Origin of the sequence: Streptomyces asiaticus, assembly GCF_018138715.1 — a bacterium.
Classification (GTDB): Bacteria; Actinomycetota; Actinomycetes; order Streptomycetales; family Streptomycetaceae; genus Streptomyces; species Streptomyces asiaticus.
Window position 1 is genome coordinate 9,754,686 of the sequence record NZ_JAGSHX010000006.1, and the last position, 21,045, is coordinate 9,775,730.

Genomic DNA, 21,045 nt, shown 5'->3' on the forward strand with positions numbered 1-21,045 from the left:
AATCGCCCGACCGTGTTGAAGAGGGGAGCACCCACATGAATACAGCGTTCACGGGTCTCACCTCCTGGCTCGATGTCACGGGCTCGCCCGCACGTTACCAACCCGGGCGTCACCCCGACCAACCTTTTTCTCCTCGGCTTCGGGCCCTACCCCGCCCAGGCGAAGGTCGCCGTTCCACGCACCCCCTCGAAGACGACCGCATCGCCCACACGGTGGGCACCCCGGCCCGCGTCCCCCGACGGGCGGCCGTCGCGCCAGGCGATCCGGCCGTCCACGGCGATGGTGCGGTCCTTGTGGAGGAGGGGAACCGCGACCCGTCCGGCCGTGCCTTCCGGTGCCCGGACGGTGAGGACGAACGAGTCATCGCCCGCCCCGCGCCGCCACCGCACGGACAACGCGCCCGCCGGCACCGGGACGTCGCCCTGTGCCCAGCGCAGATCGACCGGCTCGGGCTCCACCGCCCACCTGCGGTAGCCGTCGGCGAGCGGTCGGACGCCGAGCACGTTCATCGACAGCGCGGGCACCGCGGTACTCCAGGCGTGGGCCATGCCGACGTGTCCGCCCCAGGCCAGTGAGGTGCCGGGCCGGGGCACGGCCGGCTGCCCGTCGGCACCGGCCTCCTCCCAGGGTGTTCCGGGACCCTTGCGGATCATGTGGTCCCATGCGGTGCGGATCAGTCCGAGCGCTCCGGCGCCGTCCCCGTGGCGGAACCGGCCCAGGCTCTCCTGGGCCATCACATACGGGGAGATGTACTGCGTCATATAGGGGTTGTCGGTGTGCCGGGTGGTGAGCGTGCCGTACGGACCGCTGAGGTGTGTGTCCAGGTACGCGATGGCGCGCCGGGCCCGCGGACGGTCGAGCACCCCGAAGGCGAGGGCGGCTGCGTTGGCATCGGCGGTGTGGTCGCGGCGCGGGTCGTCGGTGTTGAGCGTCATGGCCCCGGCCGCCGGATCCCACAGCCTGGTGAGGAGCGCGGCCCGGACCCGGTCCGCCCGGCGGTCGAGCGCCGCCGCGGCGCCCCGGTCGCCCGCCACGGACCGCTCGAGCCGGGCCAGTGAGCGCAGCGCCGCGTAGTAGGCGGCGTTGGTGGTGGCGTCGACGCCGGCGGCCCGGTCCGGGGTGTGCCAGTTCTGGGCGGGCAGACCGCCGTAATCGGCGGTCCGGAACAGCCCGCCGTCGGCGTTCGGGGCGTGTTCGCCGAAGAACCGCAGGGCGCGGCGTGCGACGGGCAGGAGCGGCCGCACGAAGGCCCCGTCCCCGGTGAAGCGCAGGTAGTCGGCCACGCTGACGACCCACAGGAGGGTGAAGCTGTCGAGCCTGACCTGCCCGGCCGCGCCCGGCGGTTCGAACCCGGCCGGCGACCCGTCCGGCGGGCCGGGGTCGCCGGGTTCGCACGGCACATCGATCAGGCTGGTGGCCGGTAGCGTGCCGTCGGGCCGCTGCTGGCAGGCGAACAGGTTGATGGTGTCGCGCACTACGCGACGGTACGCGCCACCCTGCTGGTACGCGGCCAGGGCCACGAGCTGGACGTCACCCGCGTACACGGTGCGGTCCCGCTTGGGGCCGTCCATGACGACCCACGGCCGCCCCACGGCGGTACGACGCCCACGGGCCGTCGACAGATCCAGTCCGTAGGCGCTGGCGTACCAGGCACGGTTGAGCACCGGGTCGCTGGAGAGGAAGTGCCCGTCGTACGCGCCGGGGAAGGCCGTCTGCCGCACCCGTACGAAGTCCAGGGCGAGCGAGCCGGGTCCGTCCAGCGTGATCGCGACGTACCGCTGGGAGCCGCGCAGACCGGGGCTGCGCAGCACGGTGGATCCGCGCGGCGGGGCGTAGACGTCGGCACGTCCGTCGGGATCGTCGTCGGTGCCCAGGGACCGGCCCCCGTGGAAGAAGCCGTCGGGGTCGGGATCGGCGTCCCCCTCCGGGCCGAGGTACTGGCGCGCCTCCGCGTACGACGCTCTGATCGGCGCGCCGGACGCCCGCCGGATCCCCAACTCGACGTATCCTCCGGCCAGTACGCCGAGGTCGATCACCAGCCGCGCGCCCCGCGGCGCGGTCGTGGTGAGGACCGCGGCCGCGCCGCCCTCCCGTAACGCCCCGTCGGCGCCGGTGACGGTGCCACCGTCTCCCTCGGCGGTCACCGATGTGGGCCGCACGAACGTGCCGGGGACGCGCAGCACCTGCCGCCGCCAGGCCGGGTCCGTGCCGACCGGTTCCCGGGACAGGGCCACTGCCCGGTCCCGTGGCCCGGCGGCAAGGGTCCCGGAGAGGGTGGCGGCGAGACAGACGAGGACCATGGTTGAACGAGTCATTCGGTGCGATTTCATTGTTTATGCTGTACGCATACGCTGAGTGCTGGTCAACGTTTGACGGGGTGATGGCGGATGGAATCCGGCCACAGCGGGGAAGCGAGCGCCGTGCGCGGCCTGGAACTGCTCTGGGGCCTGGGCGAGCGCCCGAACCGAGGCCGGCGCCCGGCCCTCACCCTCGATCAGATCGTGCGCACCGCCATCGGGATCGCCGACGTAACTGGACTTGCCGCCGTGTCCATGCGCCGGGTCGCCGAACGGCTCGGCTGCACCACGATGTCGCTCTACCGGTATGTGCCCGGCAAGGCCGAGCTGCTCGACCTCATGACGGATGCCGTGATGGGCGAGGTCCCGCCGGCCGATGCCGCGCCGGGCGACTGGCGGACCCGGCTGGAGCTGTCCGCCCGCGCCGACTGGGGCCTCTACCAGCGTCACCCCTGGATCCTGCGCCTCCCGGCCGGGCGTCCCGCCCTGGGCCCCCACGGTTTCGCCTGGTACGAATCGGTCCTGCGGGTGCTCACCGCGACCGGTCTGCCCCCGGCGGCGCTGGTCCATGTCTTCGACCTGGTCGACGCCTATGTGCGGGGCGCCGCCCGCGACGCCCTCGACGCGGCCGCCGTCGAGCGCCATTCCGGCCTGACCGACGAGCAGTGGTGGGCCGCCCGCGCCCACTTCTGGGACGCCGTCTTCGTCCCGGCGCGCTATCCGGTGGTGGCGAGCCTTCGCGCCGCGGGTGCCCTGCGTCACCCCCGCGACCGTGGCTTCGAGTTCGGCCTCCGGCTCGTGCTGGACAGCATCGAGACGTTCGTCCGGAACCAGCCCCATGGCCGTAACGAAACATCAAGGCGTTACGAAATCCCCTGTCCGCAGTGCGGCAACCCCGTCTCCCGCCCCGCTTCCACTGGCCGCCCACGTACCTACTGCTCCGACGCCTGTCGCCAACGTGCCTACCGCGCCCGCCGGTCCCGCCCTGCGTAGGAAGCCCGGTGCCGAAAGTCCAGCCAGGGGTAGCAAAGCAGGACCGGTCATCTCGATCACCGAAAGCTCCGCGTTCCCTTCGCCGAGCCCGCGGCTACGCTCGTCCCCGTGATGCAGTCGTGGAAGGACCACGTCATCCGTCATCCGCTGTGGGGCGCGGTGGAGTTGACGTTCGCATGGCACACCGTGCTGCTGCTCTTCGCCAAGGTGATCCTGCCTCCACTGGCGCCCTCCTGGTACCCGGACCTCGGCGCCACCGTGGTCAACGCCATCTGCGCGGCGGGGGTGTGGTTCGTGCTGTGGCGGTGGGAGTGGCTGCGTGTCTCCGGGGTGGCCACGCTCGGCCGACTGCGCCGCTGGTGGCTCGCCGCGCTGATGCTGCTGGTCGCCTGCTCGTACTCAGCGGCCGGCCTCGAGGGCAGCGCGACCGTGGTCGTCAGCGGCCTGGTGTCGCTGCTGTGGGTCGGCATCAACGAGGAGATGTACAGCCGGGGACTGGTCCAGGAGACCCTCGGCCCACTCGGCCCGGTGCACGCGGCCGTCGGCGTCGCCGTCCTCTTCGGAGCGGGCCACATCCAGAACTTCCTGTTCTTCGGCGACCCGCTCGACGACACCCTCTGGCAGATGCTGTCCGCCGGATTCTTCGGCTTCACCTGCGCCGCACTGCGCTATGCGATCGGCTCGATCTGGCCGATGGTGGTCGTCCACGGGCTCGACGACTTCTTCCAGATCCGCTCTCCCGGCTCGGCCCCCGACTGGTGGCAGGCGGCCGTGTACGCCTTCCACTTGGCGTACGGCCTGTGGCTGCTGCGCCGGTACGGCGCGGGCGGCGGATCGTACGAGTGCTCGATCACCAGATGAGTGGCTCCGCGGACCGCGGTCGCCAGGGACGCGGTCGGTGGCGGGCATACTCGCCGGCCAGGGCCCGGAAGGATTCCTTGGGCTCCCAGTGCCAGGGGGAATCCGGCTCCGCCGGACGGTCCCGGACCACCTTCACCAGGCTGTAGGCGGCCATGTCCAGGTCGAGTCGCGGCTCGCGGCGGTGCGGGCGGCCCGCGTCGGGCGTGACGAAGGTGTAGGCCATGGCCGCGTACAGGTTCATCGACTCGAACACATCGAGCACATCGGTCAGATACGCCGCCTGTGTGTGCTCGCTGCGCACCAGCCCCTTCTTGACCCGCGGCGGCGTCTTGTCGTAGTCGACGACGTCCCAGCCCATACCGCCCAGGCGGGGTGCGCCCTCGAAGGTGCAGCAGCCGAACTCGGTGATCGCGAGCGGCTTGCCATGGCGCTGATAGGTACGCAGCTCCTTGATATGTCCGGCGCGGTTCGGGAACCAGCCGTAGTAGTCGACGCACACCAGGTCGAACAGGTCCCAGTCCACGTCCTCGTCCTGCGCGGCCCCGTACGACAGCGGCCCGCGGAAGACCGAGCGGCCGACGGCGGCGGCCCGTGCGGTGAAGCGGCGCAGTCGCCGGGCGGTCTTCACTGGGTCGTAGTCGCCCTTGACCAGGTTCTCGATCCGTTCGGCCGCGGTGGCGCCGGGCACGATCCCGGGGACGAACAGCAGGAACTCACACCCCACGTTCAGATGCACCCGCACGCCCTGCCGACGCAGTCGTTCGGCGAACCGTCCGGTCTCCGCGAGGTGGTCGAGGATGTCCGGGGCGGGCACATCGCCGAGGGTCGGCTCCAGCCAGACACGCAGTCCGCTCTCGGCCGCCTCGGCCGCGGTGCGGGTGAGCCGTTCGACGCCATCGCCGGTGATCTTCACCGTGTCGGCGTGCAGTTGGTGGCGGATAGCCCGCAGGTCGGCCCGGGCACGAGCCGCGCTCCACGCCGTCGCCGGCGTCTCGCCCTCGCCCACTTCGTAGACGACCCCGCGATAGCGCACCCCGCCCGGCCGGGCGTGCCCCGCCCGCTTTCGATCGGCCGGGGCACGCGTGCTGTCGTGCCACTCCGCCGCGGCGGCGTACCCGGCGGGAAGCGCCGCGCCGACGGCGACCGCCCCCGCGAGCCGCAGCAACCGCGCCCTGCTGACCTGGACCGCACCCATGTCGTTCTCTCCCGTCTTCCGGATGACAGCAGCCTGCGGGGACCACCCGGGTCGGCACCATTCGCCGACCGTCCACAAGGAGATGGCGGGAGTTGGACCGATGGCCGAGGGCCCCCTGGCCGGTCGGCCGATGTGCCGCCCTGCGCGGCCCGCATACCCTCATCTCATGACCAACGGCCTCGACCCCGCCCTCCCGGCCGGGCACACCTGCCGCGACCGGGCGGTGGACGCGGGACTCTTCTGCGCGGCCGTCTTCCTCGGCATGGTCGTGCTCGGCGTGGTGAAGGAGCAGGGCGATCTGCCGGGGTGGGCGGCGGAGCTGGACCCGCTGCTGGGGCTCGTGGCCTGCTGTGCGCTGTGGTGGCGGCGTGACTTTCCGCTCGCCGTCGCGCTGATCGGGCTGCCCGCGGTGGCGCTGGCGACCAGCGCTCTGCCTGCCGGTGCGATGATCGTCACCAATCTCGCGCTCCGTCTCCGCTGGCGGCGGGCGCTGCTGATGCTCGGGGCGTATGTGGTGTGCATGGTGCCCTCCGGTCTGCTGCTGTCGGGAGCGGCTGACGACCTGTGGTTCGACGCCGCGTTCTCGCTGGCCTACCTCCTGGCCGCCTTCGCCTCGGGCAACGCCCTGCGGTCCCGGCGGCTGCTCGTCGAGCGGCTGCGCGTGGACGCCGAGCGGGCCCGCGCCGAAGACGAGCGCCGGCTCGCCGACGCCCGCCGCGGCGAACGCCAGGCCATCGCCCGCGAGATGCACGACGTGCTGGCGCACCGGATCTCCCTGGTCTCCGTGCACGCGGGCGCGCTGGCCTACCGCACCCGGCAGGCGGAGGCGGGCGCCGGTCCCGCGCTGAGCGGCGCCGAGGTCGCCGAGAGCGCCGAGGTGATCCGGGGAAACGCGCACCAGGCCGTGGAGGAGTTGCAGGAGGTGCTGCACCTGCTGCGGGCGGAGGGCGACGGAGAGCCGGTGTCGCTGCTGCCACGGATCGCGGACATCGACGGTCTGGTCGCGGACGCCCGTGCCACGGGCCAGCCGGTGGACTTCCGTACCGAGCTGGCCGCCGACGCCGTCCGCGACCTGCGGGGGCAAATGCACCGCACCGTCTACCGCGTGGCGCAGGAGGGCCTGACCAACGCCCGCAAGCACGCGCCCGGCAAGCCCGTCAGCTTACGTCTGACCGGAGGGCCCGGAGGCGGACTCACGGTGGAGGTCCGCAATGGGCTGCCCGCCGCGCCACGCACCGAGGCGGCGGTCCCGGGCACCGGTGGCGGCCTGACCGGGCTCGCCGAACGGGTCCGTCTCGACGGCGGCACCCTCGACCACACCGCCACCGACGGCGCCTTCACGCTGCGCGCCCGGTTACCGTGGCCCGCGAGGTGACGCCATGATCCGAGTGCTGCTGGCCGACGACGACCCCCTGGTGCGGACCGGGCTGAAGATGATGCTGCGCGGGGCGGACGGTATCGAGGTCGTGGGGGAGGCGTCGGACGGCGCCGAGGTGACCGCCGCCGTCCGTGAACACGCGCCCGACGTGGTCCTGATGGACATCCGGATGCCGGTCATGGACGGCCTCGCGGCCACCCGCGAGCTCACCCGGCGCGGTGCCCAGGCACCCCAGGTGATCGTGCTGACCACCTTCGACGAGCACGGCCTGGTGCTGGAGGCGATGCGCTCCGGCGCCGCCGGGTACCTCGTCAAGCACGCCGTGCCCGAGGAAATCGTCGAGGCGGTACGGCGGGCCGCCTGCGGCGAGCCCGCGCTGTCGCCGTCCGCCGCGCGTGCCCTCATCCGGCACGCGGCGGTCGGACCGGACGACCGCGCCGAACTCGCCCGGCAGCGGCTGGCGTTGCTCACCGAACGCGAGCGCGAGGTGGCCGAGGCGGTTGCCGAGGGCCTGTCCAACACCGAGATCGGCACCCGCCTGCACCTTTCCCTCGGCACGGTCAAGGCCCACCTCTCCAGCGCTCTGGCCAAACTGGACCTGGAGAATCGCGTCCAGCTCGCCCTCCTCACCCACGACGCCCATCCGCGACCCTGACCGGAGGCGCGAGCGGATCCGGCCACCGGGGTTCGCCACTGCCGTCAGGGCTGACCGGTGACACGCCCGGAACGCGTGCCCGTGAAGTTGGCAGTTTTTCTTCTGTCGCGGTCGCTCGCCGGTCATGCGGATACCAGGTGGTTGTAGCGGCTCCGGAAGAACAGTAGGGGTGACGCCGTGCTGTCGGCGTCGAGGTCGTTGACCCGCCCGATGACGATGTAGTGGTCACCGGCGTCGTGCACGGCTTCGATCCCGCAGTCGATCCAGGCGACCACGCCGTCGATGACCGGGTCTCCGTGCGGCCCCGGCCGCCAGGCCACTTCGGCGAACTTGTCGCCTCCGGACACCGACATGGCGCGGCAGATCCGCTCCTGGTCGGTGGCGAGGACATTCACGCAGAAGGTGCCGCGTTCGGCGATGACGGGGAAGGTCGACGACGTCTTGCCGGGCAGGAACGCCACGAGTGGAGGGGCGAGTGAGACGGAGGTGAACGACGCGACGGTCATGCCCACCGGCTCGCCCTGTGCGTCGCGCGATGTGATGGCGGTGATGCCGCTGGGGAAGTGGCCGAGGACGGCCCGGAAGCGCGCGGTGTCGGGGCCCGGCTGCTGGGGGTTCGCAGATGTAAGCATGCTGATAAGATAGAAGCATGCTTAGTTCAAATGCAAGCATGCTGATGTTCCGGTCCCGCGCGCCGTATGCTGTACGGGTGTCCAGCGCTCTCCCCTACATCAACCCGTTCGACGACGGTCGCTCGCCGACCGAGGCCGCCGCAGGCATGGACGAAGCGTCCTCGATGATCGATGCGGTCTTCCGGTTCGAGCGGGCGGTCACCAGGATCGGGAACACGCGACTGCGTCCGTGGAACATGACGCTGTCCAGCTACACCGCCCTGCGCATCCTGGCCCATCAGCCCCATCTCAGCCTCGCTCAGCTATCACGCCGTTGCTATGCGCGGCCGCAGACCATGACGCGGATGGTCACACAACTGGAGAATCGCGGTTTCGTGGCCCGCGCCGCGCATCCGGAGAGCGAACGGGCGCTCTCGCTCCAGGTCACCGAGGCAGGCTTGGCCGCCTTGGAGGAGATGAGCAACGAGATTCTCAAGATCAGCGAGACATTGAACGCCACGCTGGGGCGGGACGACATCGTCGCCACCGACGGCCGCCTGAGGCAGGCCGCGCTGGTGGTGGAGAACGAACTCCGGGACATGGGCCGCCCGGAGGAGTAGACGCGCGGATGACCGCAGCCGCGGGGGCTTTCCGTGGGGACTTTTCCGCGCGGGAGTCCCCACGGAAAGCCCCCGCGGCCGCGTGGTGTTCGTCAGGCCGGGCGAGGCGCCGACGTGGCTTCGGTCGCGGCGGTGTGTCCGGCCGCGCGGCCGAACACCGCGGCGCGCATCAGGGCGGCGCCACCGGGATAGTCCCCGTGGAACAGACCGCCGATGGCCTCGCCCGCCGCGTACAGGCCGGGCGCCGGCGCCCCGTTGGCCCCGAGCGCCCGTCCGTCCGGGTCGATCCGGATGCCGCCGAAGGTGAAGGTGAGCCCCGCGACCGCGTGGTAAGCGACGTACGGTGGCCGGTCGAGGGGCGCCGCCCAGCGGGACTTCGGCGGGGTGATGCCGGAAGTGCCGCGGTCCTCGCTGATGGTGTCGCCGGGCGGGCAGGCGTTGTTGAACGTCTTGAGCGTGTGCGCCAGCCGGTCCGCGGGCACCCCGATCCGTTCGGCGAGCTCGACGACCGTGTGCGCGACGATGGGCACCGCCGCGCCGGCGAACTCATCGGCCACCCTGGGCGCGGTGCGCTGGTCGAAGATCTCGAACGCCTCGCACCCGGGCTGACCCATGATCGCTTTGCCCATCTTCGAGTAGTTCCTGACCCACGGGCCGGGGCCTTCGTCGACGAACCGCTCGCCGTCGCGGTTGACGAGCACGCCGAGCCAGAAGCCGTGCAGCGGGAACGGCGGCGAGTCGGCACTGCGCCCCGGTGAGGGCATGGTCGGGTCGACCGCGGCCGAGTGGCAGCTCGACCACGTCCCGGCCTTCTCCGCCCCGGCGCGCAGCGCGGCCTGGATCCCGTCGCCCGTGGCCAGGCGGGTGCCGCGCAGGCGCGCCGTCTCCCACTCCGGCCCCAGATGCTCGCGGCGCAGTTCACCGCTCGCCTGGAAGCCGCCGGTGGCGATCACTACGGCATCGACGGGCACGGTCCGGCTGCCGTCGCCGACCGCGGCGCCCGTGACCCGGCCGTTGCCGCGCCGCACCTCCGCCAGCGGTGTGGACCAGTGGATTTCCACGCCGATCCGCTCGGCGTGCGCGAGCAGCGGCCGGATCACCTCGAACCCGCGTGACATTCCCTCGCCGACGCAGGTCAGCACCTGGCCGGGCGGGATGTGCAGGACACCGTCGCGGACCTCGGCCCCCAGGGTGCGGTTGAACGTGAAGCGGACGCCCTTCGCGGCCAGCCAGCGCACCGTGTCCAACGACCGTTCGGCGAGCGCGTCGACCAGCCGCGGCTCGGCCCGGCCGCCGCTCATCGCCGACAACTCGGCCGCGTAGGCATGGCGGGTGTAGGGCGGTGCCTCGATCCGGTCGGCCTCCATGCCCGGCTCGAAGTCCTCGGTGATCGACGTCAGATCGTCCGGTCCGTCATAGCGGAACAGAAACAGACCGCCGGAGAAGGCCGCGTTCCCGCCGACGTCCTCGCGGCCGCCCTTCTCCAGCAGCACGACGCGGGCACCGGCCTCCCGGGCGGAAATCGCCGCGGAGAGGCCGGTCAGCCCGGCGCCGGCGACGACGATCGTGGGCGTACGGGTATGCGTCATGAGTCCTCCTTGATGCGTGCTGCTGAACCGAGGGGTGGGTCGGCGTGGCGGTGGCGCACCGGGCGCGAGCTCTCGTCCGCCGTCACCAGGTGAAGGCGAGCGGATCGCCGGGGCGGGCCGTGCTCGGCACACGACCGGTGTGCCGGACGAACCCCTTGCCGGGCACGCCGATCTCGCCGGTGAGCCAGTTCGCCGTCTCGATGAGGCGGGACAGATCGATACCGGTGTCCACACCGCACAGTTCGAGCATCTGCACGGCGTCCTCGGTGCACAGGCCGCCGCCCTGGGCGCCGGGCATCGCCGGGTGGCCGCCGCTGCCGGCGAGGGAGGTGTCGATGGCGTGGACCCCGAGTTCGAGGAGCGGGAGCAGGGCGGCGAGGCCCATGCCGCGGCCGTCGTGGATCTGCACGGTCAGGTTCCCGGGCGGTACGTGCGTGAGCGCGGCGCTGACGAGTTCGCGGATCTGGGGCGGTGCCGCGTAGCCGGAGGAATCCGCCAGGATCCAGTGCTCGACCCCGATGTCGAGCAGCCGCCGGGCCAGCGGCTGGAGCTCCTCGCCGGTGCGTGCGGGGCCGGTCGGCCCACCCCAGGCGAAGATGACGTAGGTGCCGAGCAGGATGCCTTTGTCCGCGGCGTACGCGGCCATGCGCTCCAGCTCGCGCAACGAGTCCGCGGTGGACCGTCCGACGTTGGCGCGGGCGAACTCCTCGTCGGCGGAGAGCAGGAAATGCGCCGTGTCGGCTCCCGCGTCGGCCGCGCGGGCGAGCCCGCGCGCATTGCCGACGCAGCAGCCGAGGCTGAGTCCGGGCACCCGCGGTACCCGCGCGAACACCTCCGCGGCGTCGGCGAGACCGGGTACGAGATCGGGCCGGACGAAGGAGGACAGCTCGAACCCGCGGACGCCGGCATCGATCAGCCGCCGCACGAGTTCTATCTTGACGTCGGTCGGGACCGCATGGTCCTGGAAGGTCAACCGGGGCGCGATCTCGCGGATGCGCACTCCGTCGGGCAGGGACATGGTGGTTCCTCAGACGTGGCGGGTGGGTGCGAGCCCGGCGGCCAACGCGTCCCAGGCCCCGGCGCGGCCCTGGTCACGCAGCTGGTGTTTGCGCACCTTGCCGTTCGGGGTGACGGGAAGCCGGTCCACGACGCGGTAGTAGCGGGGGACCATGAAGTGCGGCATCGAGCGGTCGCAGTGGGCGAACAGCTCCGTGAGATCCAGCTCGTGGCCGGGTTCGGGTTGCACGGCGACGAGGACCTCGTCCTCGCCCAGCTCCGATGGTGTGCCGATGGCGGCGGCGGCCAGGACGCCGGGGCAGGCGAGCAGAACCGATTCGATCTCGTGGGAGGAGATGTTCTCACCGCGGCGGCGCAGCGCGTCCTTCTTGCGGTCGATGAAGTAGAAGTAGCCGTCCTCGTCCGTGTGGCCCAGGTCGCCGGTGTGCCACCAGAGGTCCTTCATGGTCGCGAGCGTCGCTTCGGGGTCGCGGTGGTAGCCGGAGAACATGATGTCCGGCAGGCGGGGCCGGTACACGATCTCCCCGGCCCGGCCGGGCGCGGCACGCTGCCCCGACTCGTCGTGGATCTCCAGAACGGACGACGCGGTGGGCAGACCCAGCGAGCCCACCTTCCGGGCGTCAAGAGGGTTGTAGAGCACGTTCTTGATCTCGGTGAGCCCGTAGCCCTCGACGACGTGGACGCCGAAGCGCTCCTCGAACGGATGGAGCACCTGTGGCGGGGCGGGCGCCGCGAACACCTTCGTCGCCCGGTGGTCGCGATCGCGGTCGGACGGGGGCTGCGCCAGGAGCATCGGCAGGACGGAACCGAGCGCGTTGAACTGGGTGACCCGGTGGGTGCGCAGCTCGTCCCAGAATCTGCTGGCGCTGAACCGGCGCCCGAGGACCACGGTCGCCCCCGCGTAGAAGGCGTGCAGGGATATGTTGATCTGCGCGGCGCCGTGGAACAGCGGCAGGCAGGTGTAGAGCCGCTCATCGGCGGTCGTGGCCATCTGCGCCGCGCATTCGCGCGCGGCGACCAGGGGCATCAGATGCGGATGGACAACTCCCTTGCTGCGCCCGGTCGTTCCGGAGGTGAGCATGATCGCGACCGGGTCCCGCGGCGCAACGCGGGGGAGCTCCACCGCCGGGTCACCGGCCGCGAGCAGGTCGTGCCAGGTCCGTACCGTCACCCCGGGCGGGGTACGGCCGTGGCCGTCGCCGTCGAGCAGGACGACGGTCTCGAGGGTGTGCGGTACATCCGGCAGGTCGGCGACGAGCTCCAGCAGGGCCGCGTCGGTGACCAGTACCCGCACGCCGGTGCCGCGGAGCGCGTGGTCCAGGAAGGAGCCCTTGTAGGCGATGTTGATCGGGACCTCGACGGCCCCGGCGCGGGCCGCTCCCAGCCAGGCGAGCAGGTATTCGGGCCGGTTGGGCAGGAAGATCCCGACTGAGCTGCCCGGGGCGGCGCCCGCCGACATCAGACCGCGTGCCACGTCGGTGACCGCCGTGTCGAGCTCGCCGTAGGTCAGTTCGGTGTCTTCGAAGACGAGCGCGGGCTTGTCGGGGTGCAGTGCGGCCCGGGCGGCGATGAGCCCGCCGACCGTGCCGTCGGCGAGATCGGAGAATCCCTCCAGGCCCGGGGCGCCGTTGCCCCGTGCGATGGATACCGTCATGCCAGCTCCTTCTTCGCCCGGGCCAGGAAGCCCTCCAACGACGGGTCCCAGGCGGCTTCGGCGCCGGTCGTCACCAGAAACGCGTCGACTCCGAGCTCCCGGTACCGGCCGAGGGTGTCCAGGACGCGCTCCTCGGTGCCGACGAGCGCCTGGGAGTTGGCGAAGCCGCCCAGGAGCTTGGTCAGCCCGGTCCAGAAGCAGTCGTCGTGCAGCTCGTGGTCGGTGAGCGCGAGAGCCCGTTGCCGCCCGACGGAGGTGTCGGTCGACGACGAGCGCAGGAAGGCCGGGGTTCCGGCGGCCTCGGCGATCCGCCGCTCCACGGCCCGGGCCCGGGCCCAGGCGTCGTCGTCGGTGTCGCCGATGAACAGGCGCAGGCTCAGCGAGAACCGCATGGCACGGCCGTGGTGTTCGGCCGCCGCGGTGACCCGGTCGATGCGCTCCTTCGTGCCGGCGAGCGGTTCCCCCCACAGCATGTACAGGTCGGCGTGGCGGGCGCCGAAGTCCACGGCGTCGGCGCTCTCGCCGCCCATGAAGATGGGCACCTGGCCCTGCACCGGCTTGTTCCGCAGGTTCACCGCCTCGGCCGTGTAGTACTCGCCGTGGTGGTCGAAGGGTTCGGTCTCGGTCCAGGCACGGCGGATGATGTCGAGGTACTCGACCGCCCGCCGGTAGCGGTCGGCCTTGGGCAGGTCGTCCGACTCGCGGCGCAGGTCCTTGTCGGAGCCGCCCACGACCACGTTGATGGCGAGCCTGCCCCGGGCGAGTACGTCGAGGGTGGCGAAGTAGCGCGCGGCGGCCACCGGCGCCATCACGCCCGGACGGTGCGCGACGATGGGCGAGAACTTCTCCGACATCGCCAGCGCGAACGGTGCGGTGGCGTGGTTGTGCGGCCAGGTGGCGGAGTACCCGAGCAGGACCCGGTCGATGACCTGCGAGCGGTCCAGTTCCCGGATCCTGGAGATCATGAGGTCGGGGTCGGTTTCGCCGGTCTGGAGGGGCTGTAGCCCGGTGAGGAATTCGACCATGGCGTTGTCAGCTTTCTGTGCGGGGTCCGTTGGGGGACGGTGATCGGCGGGCGAGCCAGGCTTCGTGGCGGGCGAAGTGGTGTGGTCGGCGTGTCCGCAGTTCGGCCCGTGCGGTGGCCAGCGCCGTACCGGAGAGCGTCATTTCGGCGGACACGTCCCACTGCCTTCCGGTGTGCCGCTCGATCCGTGCCAGGACGGCCACGGGCCGCCCGACCGGGACCGGGCGGAGGTAGCGGATCGTCAGCGACTTCGTGACCAGCCGCGGTTCGATCCGCAGCGCGACGACGTTGAGCGCGTCGTCGAACACCGCGGCGGTCCAGCCGCCGTGCGCGACGCCGGGCCCGCCGTGCCAGAACGGTGGGCAGACGACCTCGAACCGCACCGCGTCGTCCCGCACCTCGGCGATCTCGACGCCCAGGCGGCAGGTGTCGTGCGGAGCGCAGCCGCCGCACAGGAGCCGGCCGGACGGGGAGGGCTCGATCGCGAAGGCGTCGGGGTCCTCCGCCAGGGCGTCGGGGTCCTCAGCCACCCGCGGCCTCCTTGCGCAGGGCCGCCACCACCGCTTCGGGCACGTCGATGGCACCGCGCCGAAGCGTCTCGTTCCGTCGGGTCGCCGAGCGGTCGAACGGCATCCGCACCGCGTGGCCGTCCTCGACGGGACGGGTGGCGCGGACCCATTCCGCGAAGGCCGCGACCCGCTGTCGGTAGTCGTCCGGGTCGGTGAGCACGCCGGGATCGACCAGCACCACGAAGAAGCCGCAGTCCGAAACGCCCGGCGGGTCGGCGGCCGCCCCGGTCATCATGCCGAGCAGCTGGACGACCAGGGCGAGCCCGGAGCCCTTGTGGGCGCCCCAGACGCCGAACGCGCCCTCGAGTGCGGCGGCCGGGTCGAGCGTCGGAGCCCCGGCCGCGTCGTAGGCCTGGCCGGGGGCGAGCTTCTCTCCGAGCCGCGCCTTCAGCCGCACCTCCCCGTACATCACGGCGGAGGTACCGATGTCCCAGATGATCGGAGTCGGGGTGGCCGGGAACCCGAACGCGATCGGATTGGTGCCGAACCGGGCTTCGGTGCCGCCGTGCGGGGCCACCACCGCCGGTCCGCTGCCCGCGATCATCCCGGCGAGCCCGGCGGCCGCGGCCTTCTCCAGGTAGTACGAGAACATCCCGGTGTACCAGGTGTTGTGCGCGCCGACTACCGCGACTCCCTGGGCGCGGGCCCTCGCCATGGCCAGCCGCAGCGCGTGCATGCCGACGAGGTAGCCCACCTGGTCGCCGCCGTCCACGGTGGCGGACACCGGCGTCTCGGCGACGACCCGGATGGGTCGCGGCGGCGCCTCGGTCGTGCGGATGCGCTCCGCTATGGACAGCGCGCGGGCGAGCCCGCCGAAGGACAGTCCGCGCAGTTCGCAGTCGAGCAGGTGGTCAGCGATGGTCTCGGCGGCCCCGGCGGAATGCCCGCAGGCGGTCATCGCGGCCGCGACGAGTGCGCGGGCATCGGGGAGGGACAGAGCCGTCATGAGCCGACCTCCACGGTGAGGGAGCTGGGGATTCCGTAAGCATGCTGCGACAATATAAGCATGCGTACTAGATGGCAAGCATGCTGATACCTCGGAGGGCTGTCGAGGGGTGTGTGCCCGCAGGGGTGGCGAGGGGTGCATCCCCGGGGATCGTTGGCAGATCCCCGGGGCGGGGTCACATCACGGCGTCGGTCTGGAGCGGGCCCGCGGTGACGCGGAGTGTCCGGACGCGGACCGGCTCTTCCCGGTCGAGGTAGAAGATGTGCATGAACGGGGCGCGCACCACCTGGTCCGGCGCGCTCTTCTTGGCCATGGTCGCCTCGCCGCGCAGCAGGCGGACGCCATCGCCTGCGGCCCAGAACTCCAGAACCTCGTGGGTGATGTTCAGTGGCTCGTCGATCTTGACGAAGAACGCCTTGATGGCCTCGGCGCCGTGGATGTGCGCGGTGCCGAAGTACATCTCGGTGTCCTCGGTCAGCGGCGCGAAGCCCTCGTCGAAGTCCAGGGTGTCGATGGCGTCCATGAACTTCAGGATCCAGTCGGGCACGGATGTCGCGTGTGCGGTGTCTGTCATGCTAGTAGCGTAACGCTACTAGTTTCAGATCGCTACTAGTGTGCGGGTCGCGTCGCCCTCGGGCCCTCGGGGTGAGGTGGTCAGCGGGCGCCACCTTCCTCGGCGGGCACCGGCCGCAGGGTCGATGCCTCGACCGGCTGATGGCAGCTGCTGCACGCGAGGTACGGATTGGTCGGGTTGCCGCACACCGTGTGCATCAGTGGGTGACGGCTGATGTCGCTGTCGGTCGCATGGCTCTCGGCCCAGCGCGTGATGGCCGCGATGGCGGGAACGACGAGTTCACGGGCGCTGTCGGTGAGCTCGTACTCGTACCACGGCTTGTCGGAGCGGTAGGCGCGTTTGGTGAGCAGGCCCAGTTCGGTCAGGCTGTTCAGCCGCGCGGTGAGGATGTTCGCCGAGATGCCCAGCGCTCGCTTGAGCTCGCCGAACCGGCCGACGCCGAAGAACACCTCCCGCAGGATCTGGTAGTTCCAGCGTTCGGAGATCGCGGCCAGGAACTCCTGGCCGTGCTGGAAGGTGACGCGGTTCCCGTGGTCGGGCACGGCTTCTCTCCTTGGGTGACCCCGGTAGTGGTCTTGAATCGAAAGTAGTCTTGCAATGCTACCGGAGTCCGTGCCGAGATACCCAAGCCCCGCCGCTTGCACGGGAGTTGTGCCATCGAGATCAAATCACTGCTTTAATTGGGTAGCTGATCTTGAGCCCCGGCCCCTCGGAAAGGCAGCCCTGATGTCCCCGGTCCTCTACTCGTCCCGCTCCCGTTCCGAGGTCCCGTTCGAGGCTGCCGACGCCGGTGTGCTCCGCGTCATGTCCAACTCGCGCACTCCGGTGTTCTGCACCGTGCACGCGAGTGGACGACGCCGGTACGGCTACTGGCAGCCGTACGACTCCGTCACCAACAGGGGCGGCTGCTACGTCGCGCTGCCCACCCCGGTATGCGACAGGCTGTACTCCCAGGGGCGGATCACCCTCGGTGAGCCCCTGGTGGATCCGGCCAAGACCACCTACCGCGTATGGCCCGCGCATGGCCCGGTCGCGCCGGTACGCATCCCGGCGTCGCGTCTGCCCGCGAGGGCGGTGGCACAGGTGCTCGCGGCCTGAGTCAGACGTAGAGCGGCCTGAGTCAGACGTAGAAGCGGGACAGGCTCCGCACCACGGCCGCGGGCTTCGTGCCGCCCTCCACCTCGATCGTGCCGTCGACGGTGATCTGGACGCCGCCGGGTACGTCCTCGACCGAGGTGAGCCGGGCCACGAGCCGTATGCGGGACCCGGCCTTCACCGGTGCGGGGAAGCGCACCTTGTCCAGGCCGTAGTTGACCTTGGTGGTCACACCCCGTACGTCCAGCAGTTGGGTGAAGAGGGGAATGAACAGGGACAACGTGAGATAGCCATGTGCGATCGGTGCGCCGAAGGGGCCCTGGGCCGCTCGCTCCGGGTCGGTGTGGATCCACTGGTGATCGCCGGTGGCATCGGCGAAGGTGTCGATGCGGTCCTGGGTGACCTCGATCCACTCGCTGGTGCCGAGGTCCGCGTCGGCGAGCTTCTTCAATTCGTCCAGGCCATTGACGGTGATGGTCATGAATCGGCTTCCTGTTCAGGGGCAGGGGTGCCGTAGCGGTCGCGCACCCGGGACTTGAGGAGCTTTCCGGAGGCGGTGCGCGGAAGTTCGTCCGCGACCACCACCGACTTGGGGATCTTGTATTTGGCGAGCCGCCCGGACAGCGATGCCAGCACCTGCTCCGGGTCGAGTTCGGCGCCCGCAGCCGGGACGACGACCGCGCGGGGCACCTCGCCCCATGTGTCGTCCGGGACACCGATCACCGCGCACTCGGCGATGTCCGGGTGGGCGAGCAGGAGGTCCTCGATCTCGGCGGGGTAGACGTTCTCGCCACCGGAGATGATCACGTCCTTGATCCGGTCGACGATGTACACATAACCGTCTTCGTCGACCCGCGCCGCGTCCCCGCTGCGGAACCAGCCGGCCGCGAAGGCGGCCTCCGTCTCCTCGGGCAGCCCCCAGTAGCCGGACATCACATGTGGCCCGCGCACCACCACTTCGCCGGTCTCGCCGATGCCGACCGGGGTGAGGTCGGGCCGTACGACCCGTACGTCGCTGAAGAAGTGCGGTACGCCCGCCGAGCCCGCCTTGTCGACGGCGTGCTCGGCGTCCAGGAAGAGGGCGCCGGGCGCGGCCTCGGTCATGCCGTAGCCCTGGAGGAAGGTGAGCCCGCGCTCCTGGTAGGTGGCGATGAGCGGGGTCGGCACGGGCGATCCGCCGCAGGTGAGGATGCGGAGCGAGGACAGATCGGCGTTCGCCCAGCGGGGATGCCGGGCCACCTGGCCGAACATCGTCGGCACTCCGAACATGAAGGTGATGCGATGCCGTTCGATCAGATCGAGGGTCGTCCCCGGGTCGAAGGACTCCACCAGGACGCAGGTGCCGCCCTTGAGCAGCACCGGCAAGGTGATCATGTTCAGGCCGGCGGTGTGGAACAGCGGGGCGGACACCAGGGCGCGCTCATCGGCGAACAGATCGTGGTCGACCAGCACATTGACGGCGTTCCAGATGATGTTGGCGTGGGTGAGCATCGCGCCCTTGGGGCGGCCGGTCGTCCCCGAGGTGTACATGATGAGGCAGGTGTCGTCGGGGGAGACCGGCTCGTCGATCGGCTCGGTCGGCGCGGCTGCCAGGATCTGTTCGTATGCGTCGCCGATCTCGACGCGGATCCGTACATCGGTGCCGGCCGGCAGTCCGGCGACGAGCCCGGCGTGTGCGGCGCCGTGGATGAGGGCCTTGGCGCCGGAGTCGGCGAGCTGGTAGGCGATCTCGGGGCCGGTGAGCCGGGTGTTGAGGGGGACGAAGACGGCGCCGAGGAGCCCGGCGGCGAACAGGCCCTCCAGATAGGCGGGGTGGTTGGTGCCGAGATGGGCGATGCGGTCGCCACGCCTGACGCCCCGGGCGCGCAGGGCGTGGGCGAGGCGGGTGGTGCGGGTGTGCAGGGTGCGGTAGTCGGTCGACTGCTCGCCGTGGATCAGGGCGGTGCGGTGGGGGGTCTTACGGGCCCGGCGTGCGGGCCATGACCCCAGTCCCTCGTTGCGCATCTGACACCCCTTACGGTGTGGTCAGCCCGAGCAGCCGGGCCGCGTTCTCCTTGAGGATCTTCGGCTTGACCGCGTCCTTGATGGAGAGCTTGTCGAAGTCGGCCAGCCATCGGTCCGGGGTGAGCACGGGGAAGTCCGAACCGAACAGGACCTTGTCCTTCAGCAGCGTGTTGGCGTACTGCACAAGCTGCGGCGGGAAGTACTTCGGCGACCAGCCGGACAGGTCGATGTGCACGCCGGGCTTGTGGGTCGCCACCGCCAGCGCCTCGTCCTGCCACGGGAACGACGGATGCGCCAGGATGATCTTCAGATGCGGGAAGTCGGCGGCCACGTCGTCCACATGGAGGGGGTTGGAGTACTTCAGGCGGATCCCACCCCCGCCGGGCACACCCGCGCCGATGCCGGTCTGGCCGGTGTGGAAGAGAGCGATGGTGCCGGTCTCCTCGATCACCTCGTACAGGCCGTACGCCACCGAGCGGTCGTCGGGGAAGAAGCCCTGGATGCTGGGGTGGAACTTGAAGCCCTTCACGCCGTACTCCTCGACCAGCCGCCGGGCCCGCTTTACGCCCGCCTTCCCCCGGAAGGGGTCGATGGAGGCGAAGGGGATGAGCACGTCCGCGTTGGCGGCGGCGGCCTCGGCGACCTCCTCGTTCGGGACGGGCTCGGTGCCGGTGGCGGACTCGGCGTCCACCGTGAAGATGACGGCGGCCATCCGCCGCTCGCGGTAGTAGGCGGCCGTCTCCTCGAGGGTGGGCTTCCGGTTGCCCTCGACCTTGAAGTAGCCGGCGGAGGCGTCGTGCAGAGCGTCGTCCAGGGAGGAGTGGCCCTTGGAGGACACCTCCGCGTGGGTGTGGACGTCGATGGCGACCAGATTCTCCAGGTCCATCACGCCTCCGGGGTCTTCGGCGCGGGGATGCCCACCGTCTGCGGCTCGGCGCCGACCGATGTGGGCCAGGCGTCGGCGAGGGCCTCGGGGGTCCAGCCGCCGTCGGCGTAGGCGGCCCGGATCTCCTGCGGATGCGACCAGAGCGCCACCTTGTCGCCGCCGATGCCGACGCACTGGCCGGTGATGCCGCGGGCGGCTTCGGAGGCCAGGAAGGCGACGAGGCCGGCGCAGTCCTCCGGGGTGCCGAATCCCTCGCCCTTGCGCAGGAAGTCCGGCAGCGGTTCACCGTTCCTGAGGGCTTCCACATACGGGGCGAAGGCGGGAATGGTCTCGGTCATCGCGGTGGCGGCGACCGGCACGATCGCGTTGACGGTGATGTTCGCGCGGGACAGCTCCATGGACCAGGTGCGGGCCATGGCGGCGATTCCGGCCTTGGCGGCGGCGTAGTTGGTCTGGCCGAAGTTGCCGCGCTGCCCGGCCGGGGAGCCGACGAGGACGAGTGTGCCGCCTTCGCCCTGCTCGCGCATGCGCACGGCGGCGGCGCGGGCGCAGGTGAAGGTGGCTCGCAGATGGGTCGTGATGACCGTGTCGAAGTCCTCGTCGGTCATCTTCCACAGCACCTTGTCGCGCAGGATGCCCGCGTTGGTGACCAGGACGTCGAGCCGGCCGAACTCCTCGACGGCACGGCTCACCAGCCGGTCCGCGGCCTCCGCGGAGCCGACCGGGACCACCTCGGCCACGGCGGTGCCACCGGCCTCGGTGATGGACTTGACGGCCCGTTCGGCCACGGCTTCGTCGACGTCGTTGACGACCACGGACGCGCCGTGGGCGGCGAGGGCGTGTGCGTAGGCGAGGCCGAGACCCCGGCCGCTACCGGTGACGACGGCGGCCTTGCCGGTCAGATCGATGGTGGGCACGAGCGGGTCCCTTCGCATGGGGTGCGTCTGTGCCGCGCCGGGTGCGGCGGCGAGATCGAAGCTAAGCGCAATAATTGGTGTCGTCAACAGTTGTTGTCGACCTCGGGTGCGTCATGCTGGACTCTGCACACGAGACCCACCCCTCCGGGAGTCGAGACCG

21 protein-coding genes are annotated in these 21,045 nt (G+C 71.1%); 6 read left to right on the forward strand and 15 right to left on the reverse strand.

Features of this window, described 5'->3' with window-relative positions; genetic code table 11:
• Positions 1-146 precede the first annotated feature (146 nt).
• Positions 147-2,315: an alpha-L-rhamnosidase C-terminal domain-containing protein gene (locus KHP12_RS48830; protein ID WP_211834731.1), complete on the reverse strand. Its 2,169-nt coding sequence runs from the start codon at positions 2,313-2,315 to the stop codon at positions 147-149.
• Between the two features lie 72 nt (positions 2,316-2,387).
• Here KHP12_RS48830 and KHP12_RS48835 point away from each other — a divergent pair, with 72 nt between their 5' ends.
• Together KHP12_RS48835 and KHP12_RS48840 are read left to right on the forward strand one after the other, a co-directional pair.
• Positions 2,388-3,290, forward strand: coding sequence for a TetR/AcrR family transcriptional regulator C-terminal domain-containing protein (locus KHP12_RS48835; protein WP_086880771.1), 903 nt, complete (start codon positions 2,388-2,390; stop codon positions 3,288-3,290).
• A 111-nt stretch (positions 3,291-3,401) separates the two neighbouring features.
• Positions 3,402-4,151, forward strand: a complete 750-nt coding sequence (locus tag KHP12_RS48840) for a CPBP family intramembrane glutamic endopeptidase (protein ID WP_086880770.1) — start codon at positions 3,402-3,404, stop codon at positions 4,149-4,151.
• Here the strand turns inward: KHP12_RS48840 and KHP12_RS48845 are convergent.
• Positions 4,141-5,346 (reverse strand): glycoside hydrolase family 113 protein, encoded by a 1,206-nt coding sequence (locus KHP12_RS48845; protein ID WP_211834732.1) that lies wholly within the window; start codon positions 5,344-5,346, stop codon positions 4,141-4,143. The two genes, KHP12_RS48840 and KHP12_RS48845, sit on opposite strands and share 11 nt — an antisense overlap.
• A 166-nt stretch (positions 5,347-5,512) precedes the next feature.
• On the opposite strand from KHP12_RS48845, the gene KHP12_RS48850 reads away from it, so the two are divergent.
• The gene (locus tag KHP12_RS48850) at positions 5,513-6,721 is read left to right on the forward strand and encodes a sensor histidine kinase (RefSeq protein ID WP_211834733.1); all 1,209 of its coding nucleotides are present in this window, start codon (positions 5,513-5,515) and stop codon (positions 6,719-6,721) included.
• Positions 6,722-6,725: 4 nt separating this feature from the next.
• Complete coding sequence (locus tag KHP12_RS48855; protein ID WP_037961129.1) at positions 6,726-7,379, forward strand: response regulator transcription factor; 654 nt, start codon at positions 6,726-6,728, stop codon at positions 7,377-7,379.
• A gap of 122 nt (positions 7,380-7,501) precedes the next feature.
• Here KHP12_RS48855 and KHP12_RS48860 read toward each other — a convergent pair whose 3' ends face one another.
• Complete coding sequence (locus KHP12_RS48860) at positions 7,502-8,011, reverse strand: flavin reductase family protein (RefSeq protein WP_086880767.1); 510 nt, start codon at positions 8,009-8,011, stop codon at positions 7,502-7,504.
• Between the two features lie 38 nt (positions 8,012-8,049).
• On the opposite strand from KHP12_RS48860, the gene KHP12_RS48865 reads away from it, so the two are divergent.
• The gene (locus tag KHP12_RS48865; protein ID WP_244202649.1) at positions 8,050-8,610 is read left to right on the forward strand and encodes a MarR family winged helix-turn-helix transcriptional regulator; all 561 of its coding nucleotides are present in this window, start codon (positions 8,050-8,052) and stop codon (positions 8,608-8,610) included.
• 92 nt (positions 8,611-8,702) lie between these two features.
• On the opposite strand, the gene tcuA is transcribed toward KHP12_RS48865, so the two are convergent.
• The 8 genes from tcuA to KHP12_RS48905 all read right to left on the reverse strand — a co-directional run bounded on the left by tcuA (position 8,703) and on the right by KHP12_RS48905 (position 16,525).
• Complete coding sequence (gene tcuA / locus KHP12_RS48870; RefSeq protein WP_086880766.1) at positions 8,703-10,199, reverse strand: FAD-dependent tricarballylate dehydrogenase TcuA; 1,497 nt, start codon at positions 10,197-10,199, stop codon at positions 8,703-8,705.
• A gap of 82 nt (positions 10,200-10,281) precedes the next feature.
• Complete coding sequence (locus tag KHP12_RS48875) at positions 10,282-11,217, reverse strand: hydroxymethylglutaryl-CoA lyase-like TIM-barrel protein (RefSeq protein WP_086880765.1); 936 nt, start codon at positions 11,215-11,217, stop codon at positions 10,282-10,284.
• A 9-nt stretch (positions 11,218-11,226) separates the two neighbouring features.
• Positions 11,227-12,870 (reverse strand): AMP-binding protein, encoded by a 1,644-nt coding sequence (locus KHP12_RS48880; protein ID WP_086880764.1) that lies wholly within the window; start codon positions 12,868-12,870, stop codon positions 11,227-11,229.
• The gene (locus KHP12_RS48885; protein ID WP_086880763.1) at positions 12,867-13,895 is read right to left on the reverse strand and encodes an LLM class flavin-dependent oxidoreductase; all 1,029 of its coding nucleotides are present in this window, start codon (positions 13,893-13,895) and stop codon (positions 12,867-12,869) included. Before KHP12_RS48885 ends, KHP12_RS48880 begins: the two co-directional genes overlap by 4 nt.
• 7 nt (positions 13,896-13,902) lie before the next feature.
• Entirely contained in the window at positions 13,903-14,424 is a 522-nt protein-coding gene (locus tag KHP12_RS52105; RefSeq protein ID WP_211834734.1) for a PaaI family thioesterase, read from the reverse strand.
• The gene (locus tag KHP12_RS48895; protein WP_211834735.1) at positions 14,417-15,409 is read right to left on the reverse strand and encodes an Ldh family oxidoreductase; all 993 of its coding nucleotides are present in this window, start codon (positions 15,407-15,409) and stop codon (positions 14,417-14,419) included. The genes KHP12_RS52105 and KHP12_RS48895 overlap by 8 nt, the downstream gene beginning before the upstream one ends.
• A 175-nt stretch (positions 15,410-15,584) precedes the next feature.
• Positions 15,585-15,983: a nuclear transport factor 2 family protein gene (locus tag KHP12_RS48900; protein WP_211834736.1), complete on the reverse strand. Its 399-nt coding sequence runs from the start codon at positions 15,981-15,983 to the stop codon at positions 15,585-15,587.
• A gap of 80 nt (positions 15,984-16,063) precedes the next feature.
• Entirely contained in the window at positions 16,064-16,525 is a 462-nt protein-coding gene (locus KHP12_RS48905; RefSeq protein WP_086880760.1) for a winged helix-turn-helix transcriptional regulator, read from the reverse strand.
• A 184-nt stretch (positions 16,526-16,709) separates the two neighbouring features.
• Here KHP12_RS48905 and KHP12_RS48910 point away from each other — a divergent pair, with 184 nt between their 5' ends.
• Entirely contained in the window at positions 16,710-17,081 is a 372-nt protein-coding gene (locus KHP12_RS48910) for a hypothetical protein (RefSeq protein WP_086880759.1), read from the forward strand.
• 22 nt (positions 17,082-17,103) lie between these two features.
• On the opposite strand, the gene KHP12_RS48915 is transcribed toward KHP12_RS48910, so the two are convergent.
• From KHP12_RS48915 to KHP12_RS48930, 4 genes are read right to left on the reverse strand one after another with little or no spacing between them, the layout of a single operon-like run.
• Positions 17,104-17,559 (reverse strand): MaoC family dehydratase, encoded by a 456-nt coding sequence (locus KHP12_RS48915; RefSeq protein WP_086880758.1) that lies wholly within the window; start codon positions 17,557-17,559, stop codon positions 17,104-17,106.
• Positions 17,556-19,082 (reverse strand): acyl-CoA synthetase, encoded by a 1,527-nt coding sequence (locus KHP12_RS48920; protein ID WP_086880757.1) that lies wholly within the window; start codon positions 19,080-19,082, stop codon positions 17,556-17,558. Before KHP12_RS48920 ends, KHP12_RS48915 begins: the two co-directional genes overlap by 4 nt.
• Before the next feature lie 10 nt (positions 19,083-19,092).
• Positions 19,093-19,968: an amidohydrolase family protein gene (locus KHP12_RS48925; RefSeq protein ID WP_037961154.1), complete on the reverse strand. Its 876-nt coding sequence runs from the start codon at positions 19,966-19,968 to the stop codon at positions 19,093-19,095.
• Complete coding sequence (locus tag KHP12_RS48930; RefSeq protein ID WP_086880756.1) at positions 19,968-20,885, reverse strand: SDR family NAD(P)-dependent oxidoreductase; 918 nt, start codon at positions 20,883-20,885, stop codon at positions 19,968-19,970. Before KHP12_RS48930 ends, KHP12_RS48925 begins: the two co-directional genes overlap by 1 nt.
• Positions 20,886-21,045: the final 160 nt, after the last annotated feature.

Bases quoted from the DNA above. Each gene is read 5' to 3' on its own strand.
- KHP12_RS48830 (WP_211834731.1), bottom strand. From the start codon at position 2,315: ATGACTCGTTCAACCATGGTCCTCGTCTGTCTCGCCGCCACCCTCTCC.
- KHP12_RS48835 (WP_086880771.1), top strand. From the start codon at position 2,388: ATGGAATCCGGCCACAGCGGGGAAGCGAGCGCCGTGCGCGGCCTGGAA.
- KHP12_RS48840 (WP_086880770.1), top strand. From the start codon at position 3,402: ATGCAGTCGTGGAAGGACCACGTCATCCGTCATCCGCTGTGGGGCGCG.
- KHP12_RS48845 (WP_211834732.1), bottom strand. From the start codon at position 5,346: ATGGGTGCGGTCCAGGTCAGCAGGGCGCGGTTGCTGCGGCTCGCGGGG.
- KHP12_RS48850 (WP_211834733.1), top strand. From the start codon at position 5,513: ATGACCAACGGCCTCGACCCCGCCCTCCCGGCCGGGCACACCTGCCGC.
- KHP12_RS48855 (WP_037961129.1), top strand. From the start codon at position 6,726: ATGATCCGAGTGCTGCTGGCCGACGACGACCCCCTGGTGCGGACCGGG.
- KHP12_RS48860 (WP_086880767.1), bottom strand. From the start codon at position 8,011: ATGCTTACATCTGCGAACCCCCAGCAGCCGGGCCCCGACACCGCGCGC.
- KHP12_RS48865 (WP_244202649.1), top strand. From the start codon at position 8,050: ATGCTGATGTTCCGGTCCCGCGCGCCGTATGCTGTACGGGTGTCCAGC.
- tcuA (WP_086880766.1), bottom strand. From the start codon at position 10,199: ATGACGCATACCCGTACGCCCACGATCGTCGTCGCCGGCGCCGGGCTG.
- KHP12_RS48875 (WP_086880765.1), bottom strand. From the start codon at position 11,217: ATGTCCCTGCCCGACGGAGTGCGCATCCGCGAGATCGCGCCCCGGTTG.
- KHP12_RS48880 (WP_086880764.1), bottom strand. From the start codon at position 12,870: ATGACGGTATCCATCGCACGGGGCAACGGCGCCCCGGGCCTGGAGGGA.
- KHP12_RS48885 (WP_086880763.1), bottom strand. From the start codon at position 13,895: ATGGTCGAATTCCTCACCGGGCTACAGCCCCTCCAGACCGGCGAAACC.
- KHP12_RS48895 (WP_211834735.1), bottom strand. From the start codon at position 15,409: ATGACGGCTCTGTCCCTCCCCGATGCCCGCGCACTCGTCGCGGCCGCG.
- KHP12_RS48900 (WP_211834736.1), bottom strand. From the start codon at position 15,983: ATGACAGACACCGCACACGCGACATCCGTGCCCGACTGGATCCTGAAG.
- KHP12_RS48910 (WP_086880759.1), top strand. From the start codon at position 16,710: ATGTCCCCGGTCCTCTACTCGTCCCGCTCCCGTTCCGAGGTCCCGTTC.
- KHP12_RS48915 (WP_086880758.1), bottom strand. From the start codon at position 17,559: ATGACCATCACCGTCAATGGCCTGGACGAATTGAAGAAGCTCGCCGAC.
- KHP12_RS48920 (WP_086880757.1), bottom strand. From the start codon at position 19,082: ATGCGCAACGAGGGACTGGGGTCATGGCCCGCACGCCGGGCCCGTAAG.
- KHP12_RS48925 (WP_037961154.1), bottom strand. From the start codon at position 19,968: ATGGACCTGGAGAATCTGGTCGCCATCGACGTCCACACCCACGCGGAG.